Consider the following 6,316-nt stretch of genomic DNA (forward strand, 5'->3'; position numbering starts at 1 on the left):
AGTCATGGCAGTTCTCCTTGGGAGCGATTGGGACTTTGGTTCATTTGGGTTGAGCATCTGTGCTGCGCTCGGGAGGTACAAATGCATGGAGTGTGCCAAGGCAGGCCATGCCATTGCAGATCGCCCGCAAACGCAGGCGGGGCCTGGGGAAGAAATTTATCGGGCCGGAAAAGACGTGCCAGCAAGCGGCCCGGGGTGGCCTGGATCTGATGGGTGGCGGCCAACACAACAGACACCATGTGTTTGCTCGCTGGCGACAAACGATCGCCCCATGCAGCGCGCACGGCCGGTACGATGAAGACACGAGGGAGTTGTGCTGCGAGCGCAGCCTGGCAAGCGCGCAATGAGATCAGCAGCGAAGCGCGCGCGGCGCGCGTCATACGTCATGCGTCATGCGGCGCCGCGAAAAAACGCGAACCCGAATGAGCGACCGGCGTTACTTCACGTAGATCGTGATCTTCTTGGAGTAGATCGGCGGGTTGTGCGGAATGTGCTTGTCGTCGGCCAATAGCAGTTGCAAGGTATGTTTGCCCGGCGGCAGCTCGATCGTGGTCTCCGTCTCGCCGGCGCCGAAATGCAGATGGTTGCGGTCGTTCGGGATTTCCTTGTCCATGGGCGGCAGGTCGGTATCGATCAGCAGATGATGATGACCGCTGTTTGGAAACTTCACGCCGCGCGGCGCGACACCCATGCCGCGCAGCCCGAACCACACCTTGATCGGCTTGCCCGCCGGCAGGACCTGGTTGTTGTTGGGGAAGCCGATATACAGGTAGGCATGGGCGGGCGCGGGCGTGGCGTCCGCGATTGCGCCGCTCGGCATGCCACCGATCAGAAGCAGGCTGGCGGCGAGCGCAGCAGCTGGAATGAGCTTACGCATGGACTGTCTCCCGTATCGTGCCGCCGGCCCGGCGGCCCGGGGCCTTATCGAACGGTGATGGTGATCTTCTTGGAATAGATCGGCGGATCGTGGGGCTTGTGATCCTTGTCGCCAAGCAGCAACTGCAAGGTGTGCTTGCCCGGCGGCAACTCGATCCGCGCCTCGGTCTCGCCGGCGCCGAAGTGCAGGTGGTTCCGGTCATTCGGAATCTCCTTGTCCATCGGCGGCAGGTCCGTGTCGATCAACAGGTGGTGGTGGCCGACGTTGGCCATGTCGACGCCCTTGGGGGCGATCCCCATATTGCGCAGGCCCATGCGCACCCAGAATTTTCCGCCATCGATCACGGCGCCGTCGGGCGGCCAGATGATGTAGACCTCGGCATTGGGCGGGGATGTCGTGGACAACGAGATCGAAGGCAACGGAGCCAGCAGCGACGCTGCCAATGTGCCGAGCACGGTTCGCCTGTGCATACGTTAGCCCTCCCGAACAGCTTGTCTCGAAACACGGTGAATTCTTGCTATTGGTGCTTGGCTTTTGGCTGATTCGTTGATTGGCTTCGGGCCGGCGCGCTGCATTTCGTCATCCAATTTTGTCATTCAGCTTAGAACGGAAAACCGCAAAAAGATACTTGGCGATACCCTGCGCCGCGTAGGCGCCGCGCGGCTGTGAGCTTGCTACACCACCCGGTGTTGCGAAGCACCTCCGGATTCACAATCGCTGTGCTATGGTTGATTGAGCCAGCCCAGTGCCGCTAGCGCTGCATCACGTCGGCGCAAAGGACATGGCGGGCCGGCCAGGTGATGGCCGGGCATCATCGCTCTCGCGTGCTGCGTCACACCGTTGGCACGTGTACCGCCGATGCACTTCGGCGCCGTACGAACAAGGCCTGCATATGTGGCGAAAATTCCTTGTCGTGTGCCTGCTCGGGTTGGCTGCGGTCGTGCGCGCCGAAGCCGGTATCGACACGCCAACCCTCCCCCCCGAGGCAAGGCACCCGGCCGCCGCCCCCGCGAGCGCTCCGGGCAGGCGCCTCGCCCTGGTCATCGGCAACGGCGCCTATGTGGACGAGCCGCTGCCCAACGCCGCCAATGACGCCCGGGCAATGCGCCGCACCTTGGCCGCGCTCGGCTTCGACGTCATGCTCCGCGAGAACCTGGACCGGGAAGGCATGGCGCGCGCGCTTGCCGAATTCCAGCAGCGCCTGCAGGCCGGCGGCACGGGGTTGTTCTATTTCGCGGGACACGGCATCGAGGTCGCGGACACCCCGGTGATGATTCCCGTCGATGCCGGCAGCCGTACACCTGGCCGCTTGCTCACCGCGGGCACCGCACTTGACGCCGTACTGACCAGCATGTCGGCGCCAAGGCCGGACATGCTTAACGTGGTGATCCTCGATAGCTGCCTGGACAACCCCTATCGCAGCGGTGCCGTCAAGCCACCCGCAGCCCCCGCCAACACGCTGATCGCCTATGCCACGGCCCCCGGTGCCGTGGCGGCCGAGGGGGTGCGGCACGGCGCGTTCACCGGCGCCTTGCTGCGCACGATGCGCATGCCCGGCCTTGATGCCGAGGCCGCCCTGCGCCAGGCTGGCGAAATCGTGAGCCAGCAAACCGGGCGGCGGCAACAACCGTGGATATCATCATCGTTATCCGCCCCGCTCCGATTCGCGGCAAACGCCGGAGCCACCACCGGAAACGACAACATCAACCACGACGACGCAGCCTTCACGCACGCGCCCAGGCAAGCCGATCCGCTGATCCTTGCGCAGCATCGCGGCATCCTTCCCAAGGACAGCGACGAGCAGTACGAGCTCAGCTTCTGGGACTCCATCAAGAACAGCAATTTCGCAAGTGACTACGAGGCCTACCTTAAGGCCTATCCGAACGGCCGCTTCGCGCCGCTGGCGCGCGCCAGGATCGAGCGGCTGCGCGCAGCCGGGCCGCAGGCCGGGGCGCCTGCCGAGCGTGCTCGCACGCCAGGCGCCTCAGCCGGGCAAGCCACCGCGCAAGGCACCGTCACGCCGCCGCCAGCGCGCGCCCAGTCCGGCAAGGTGCAAGCGCCGCCCGCCGCGCCGTCACCAACCGCACCTGCCGCATCTATGCCACCCGCCCCGGCCGCGAGCGCACCCGCCACGCAACGAGCTGCCGCGGCCGGCGCCGTGACCGTCGAGATCAAGCCGGGCGAGGTCAAGGACTGCCCTGCCTGTCCCGTGCTGCACAGCCTGCCAGCGGGCAGCTTCACCATGGGCAGCAACGGCGGTGACCCGACCGAGAAGCCGCCGCATCACGTCACCATCGGCCAGCCCTTCGCGATCGGCAAGTACGAAGTCACGGTGGAACAATGGGGCGCCTGCGCTGATGCGGGGGCATGCCAGCGCATCGCCACTGTCGCCAACGCACCCAGGAACGCCCCCGTGCGCGATGTGAGCTGGGACGATGCCCAGCAGTACGTCGCCTGGCTGAGCAAGGTCAGCGGCAAGCACTACCGCCTGCCGACCGAAGCCGAGTGGGAGTACGCCGCCCGGGGCGGCACCGCGACGCTCTACTGGTGGGGCGACCAGATGCGCAAAGGCACGGCCAACTGCAAGGACTGCGGCGAACCGTGGAATGCCGACGCGCCCGCCAACGTCGGCTCCTTCGCCGCCAATGGCTACGGCCTCCACGACATGAACGGCAGCGTGTGGGAATGGGTCGCCGACTGCTGGCACATCTCCTACAAGAACGCGCCTGCCGACGGACGCGCCTGGGACGAGCCCGGCTGCGGCGTACGCGTGATCCGTGGCGGCTCATGGCATGAAGGCGCGAGCTACATGCTCTCCTCCACCCGCTTCAAGTACAGCGCGAGCGTGCGCCAGTCGCAAAACGGCTTTCGCGTCGTGCGGGACCTGAAGTAGCCGCTGCCAATGACGCCTTGCCTGGCTAGCGCGGGTTGGTGGATATCTGCACCATGTCGGCACCGACGTGGCTTTCTCCATGCTTCGCCGCCATCGGACCCAGCTGCCTGTCGAGCGCGCGCAGGTAGTCCTGCCTGGGCTCCGACTCCGGGCGCAGCGCGTCGAACAGCGGCGCAGGCGTGGTGATCAGCACGATCAGCTCCGTGCCGAACGGCTTCGAGATCACCCAGTCCCCGAGGCTGCCCACGGCAGCGGTGTAGCTGGCGGGTGCCTGGTTGGCCTTGGCGCGCTGGCTTGGCACCATATGCACGACCTTGCCATCGGCCATGTAGTAGTCGACGTAGACATAGGTGTCGTAAGGCGGCGTGGTGATATCCACGATCAGTGGCGTTCCCTCCGTGAGTTGCGCGCCGGGCGCACGGGTGCGGATCGTGGTCAGCGCGGTTGCGCTGCGGCGCCCCGACCAGTATGGCGAGATCAGCTTGACCACGTCGCACTTGTCATCGCCCAGCGTCTGCACGTCCAGGTTCAACGTCTGCACGCCGGGCACCGCGTTCAGCTCGTCTTTCAGCCGCTTGATGCCAAAGCGCTCCGCCACGTAGCCACGCACCTGCAGTACATGGTCCTGCCCGGTGGCCGACAGCAGCGAGCAAGGCGCGCGTGCCAGCACCGGCGCCACGGCCTGCATGGAGAGCGTGCGCTCGGGCCGGGCTTCCTCGCTCGGTTGCGCCGACGGCGGCGACCCCGGCGCGGCGGATGGCGCCACTGCGGTTTGGGGCGTGGCGGATACCACCGCGCTTGCCGCGGATTGCGCCGCAGGCTGCTGTCCCTCCTGCGCGGTGCGCGCGCGCCACACGTAGTAACCCAACCCGCCGGCCAGCAGCACGCCGGCCACGGACGCAGCGCCAAGCTTGGCCATTGGCATGCCACCGTGGCGCTCGGTGCCCATGTCGGCCAGGAAACGCGCCACAGTAGGCGTGCGCGTCGCGCGATCGAAAGACAGCGCCGCGCGCAGTGCTCGCCACTGCCCGCGACTGAGCACCTTGGGGCGCTGTGGCTTGAGGCCGGCGCCGCGCGCCTGGTTGGCCGACAGCCGCTCATAGGGGTGCCTGCCGGTCAGCAGTTCATAGGTCACGCAGGCCAGCGCGTAGATGTCATCGCGCGGATCCGGCTCGCGATGCTCGAACATCTCGGGGCTGGCATAAGCGGGGGTCATGCCGCCGAGCGTGCCGGGGTCGAACACGGTCGGGTCCGCGTCGTCCGCCGGTTGCTGGAAAACACGCGCGATGCCGAAATCGATCACCTTCACTTCGCCGCTATCGGTGAGGAAGACATTGGCGGGCTTGAAGTCGCAGTGGACGAAGCCGCGCTCGTGCGCATAGGACAAGGCCCGGCCCATGCCGGTGATGATCGGCAGCGCCTTGGCGTAAGGCATGCCGGCAAAGTCTGGCGCGCGCAAGACACGATTGAGCGACTTGCCCGACAGGTACTCCATGGTCAGGTAGACCACCGAGCCATCGCGGTCGAAGTCATAGACCGTCACGATGTTGCGGTGCGCCAGCGTCTGCGCCTTGCGCGCCTCGCGCTGCAGCGCGATCAGCGATTTCGGATGACCGCGGAACTGCACATTGAGGACCTTGATGGCGATGTAAGGCTTGCGGTCCGAGGCCTCGAGCTTGCGCAGGTCGAGCGCCTTGTAGACCGTCCCCATGCCGCCCACGCCCAGGCACTCCTCCAGCACGAAGCGGCCATTCAAGGTATCGCCCACCCCTTTGGTCTGCTCCGCCCCGGCAATCGCCTGATCGCTCGCGGGCGCTTGCGATGGCAAGGAAGGCGCGGACGCCATGCCAGCGTGGCCAGTCTGCACGCGGGTTTCCTCGCCGCCATCCTCGAACTGGGTTGCCCCGCGGCGCTCGATGCGCCGCAACACCTCTTCATAGACGCCAGGCGGCAGCGGGAAGCGGGTGTTCTCCTCGCTGAGCATGTCCGCTAGCTGCGTGGCGCTTGCCTGGTCCGCGGCCAAGGTGCTGTCAATGCGGGCCAACAGTTCGTCGTGCGACAGACCACCGCTTTGGAAGGTACGTATCAGGTCTGGAATGCTAGGCATCGATGCAGCCACGACGTGATTGCGCGAAGTTGCGCATTGAGCGCCCACTCGCCCGTCTACAGCGAGTACCTGCCCACGATGGATACTAGTGCGCACTCACGCCAATCGCAAACCCCTCGTGCTTTGCATCAACGCCGGCAAGCCACGCCAGCGGCACGATGGCGCCGCAAGAGCCACTACCTGTCGCACATGCGCGAACACCCGGTGTTGTTGTGTTGGCCGCCACCCATCAGATCCAGACCGCCCCAAACCGCTTGCTGGCACGTCTTTTCCGGCCCGATAAATTTCTCCCCCAGGCCCCGCCTGCGTTTGCGGGCGATCTGCAATGGCATGGCCTGCCTTGGCACACTCCATGCATTTGTACCTCCCGAGCGCAGCACAGATGCTCAACCCAAATGAACCAAAGTCCCAATCGCTCCCAAGGAGAACTGCCATGACT

General features: G+C 65.8%; 4 protein-coding genes. 1 reads left to right on the forward strand and 3 read right to left on the reverse strand.

Going from position 1 to position 6,316, the window contains the following annotated elements:
* Window positions 1-436: 436 nt before the first annotated feature.
* Window positions 437-877, reverse strand: coding sequence for a DUF4399 domain-containing protein (locus AC1DQR_RS39875; protein WP_416049023.1), 441 nt, complete (start codon window positions 875-877; stop codon window positions 437-439).
* Window positions 878-921: 44 nt separating this feature from the next.
* Window positions 922-1,347, reverse strand: coding sequence for a DUF4399 domain-containing protein (locus AC1DQR_RS39880; RefSeq protein WP_150993583.1), 426 nt, complete (start codon window positions 1,345-1,347; stop codon window positions 922-924).
* Window positions 1,348-1,769: 422 nt separating this feature from the next.
* Here AC1DQR_RS39880 and AC1DQR_RS39885 point away from each other — a divergent pair, with 422 nt between their 5' ends.
* A complete protein-coding gene (locus AC1DQR_RS39885; RefSeq protein ID WP_477135093.1) occupies window positions 1,770-3,770 on the forward strand; it encodes an SUMF1/EgtB/PvdO family nonheme iron enzyme in 2,001 nt (666 codons plus the stop codon).
* 25 nt (window positions 3,771-3,795) lie between these two features.
* Here the strand turns inward: AC1DQR_RS39885 and AC1DQR_RS39890 are convergent, their stop codons facing one another.
* Complete coding sequence (locus AC1DQR_RS39890) at window positions 3,796-5,877, reverse strand: serine/threonine protein kinase (protein WP_477135094.1); 2,082 nt, start codon at window positions 5,875-5,877, stop codon at window positions 3,796-3,798.
* Between the last annotated feature and the right edge of the window lie 439 nt (window positions 5,878-6,316).

The organism is Cupriavidus sp. 05L411, from assembly GCF_056398045.1.

What these genes read in the sequence shown, in the direction of transcription:
- AC1DQR_RS39875 (WP_416049023.1), bottom strand. Translation starts at nt 877, where the DNA reads ATGCGTAAGCTCATTCCAGCTGCTGCGCTCGCCGCCAGCCTGCTTCTG.
- AC1DQR_RS39880 (WP_150993583.1), bottom strand. Translation starts at nt 1,347, where the DNA reads ATGCACAGGCGAACCGTGCTCGGCACATTGGCAGCGTCGCTGCTGGCT.
- AC1DQR_RS39885 (WP_477135093.1), top strand. Translation starts at nt 1,770, where the DNA reads ATGTGGCGAAAATTCCTTGTCGTGTGCCTGCTCGGGTTGGCTGCGGTC.
- AC1DQR_RS39890 (WP_477135094.1), bottom strand. Translation starts at nt 5,877, where the DNA reads ATGCCTAGCATTCCAGACCTGATACGTACCTTCCAAAGCGGTGGTCTG.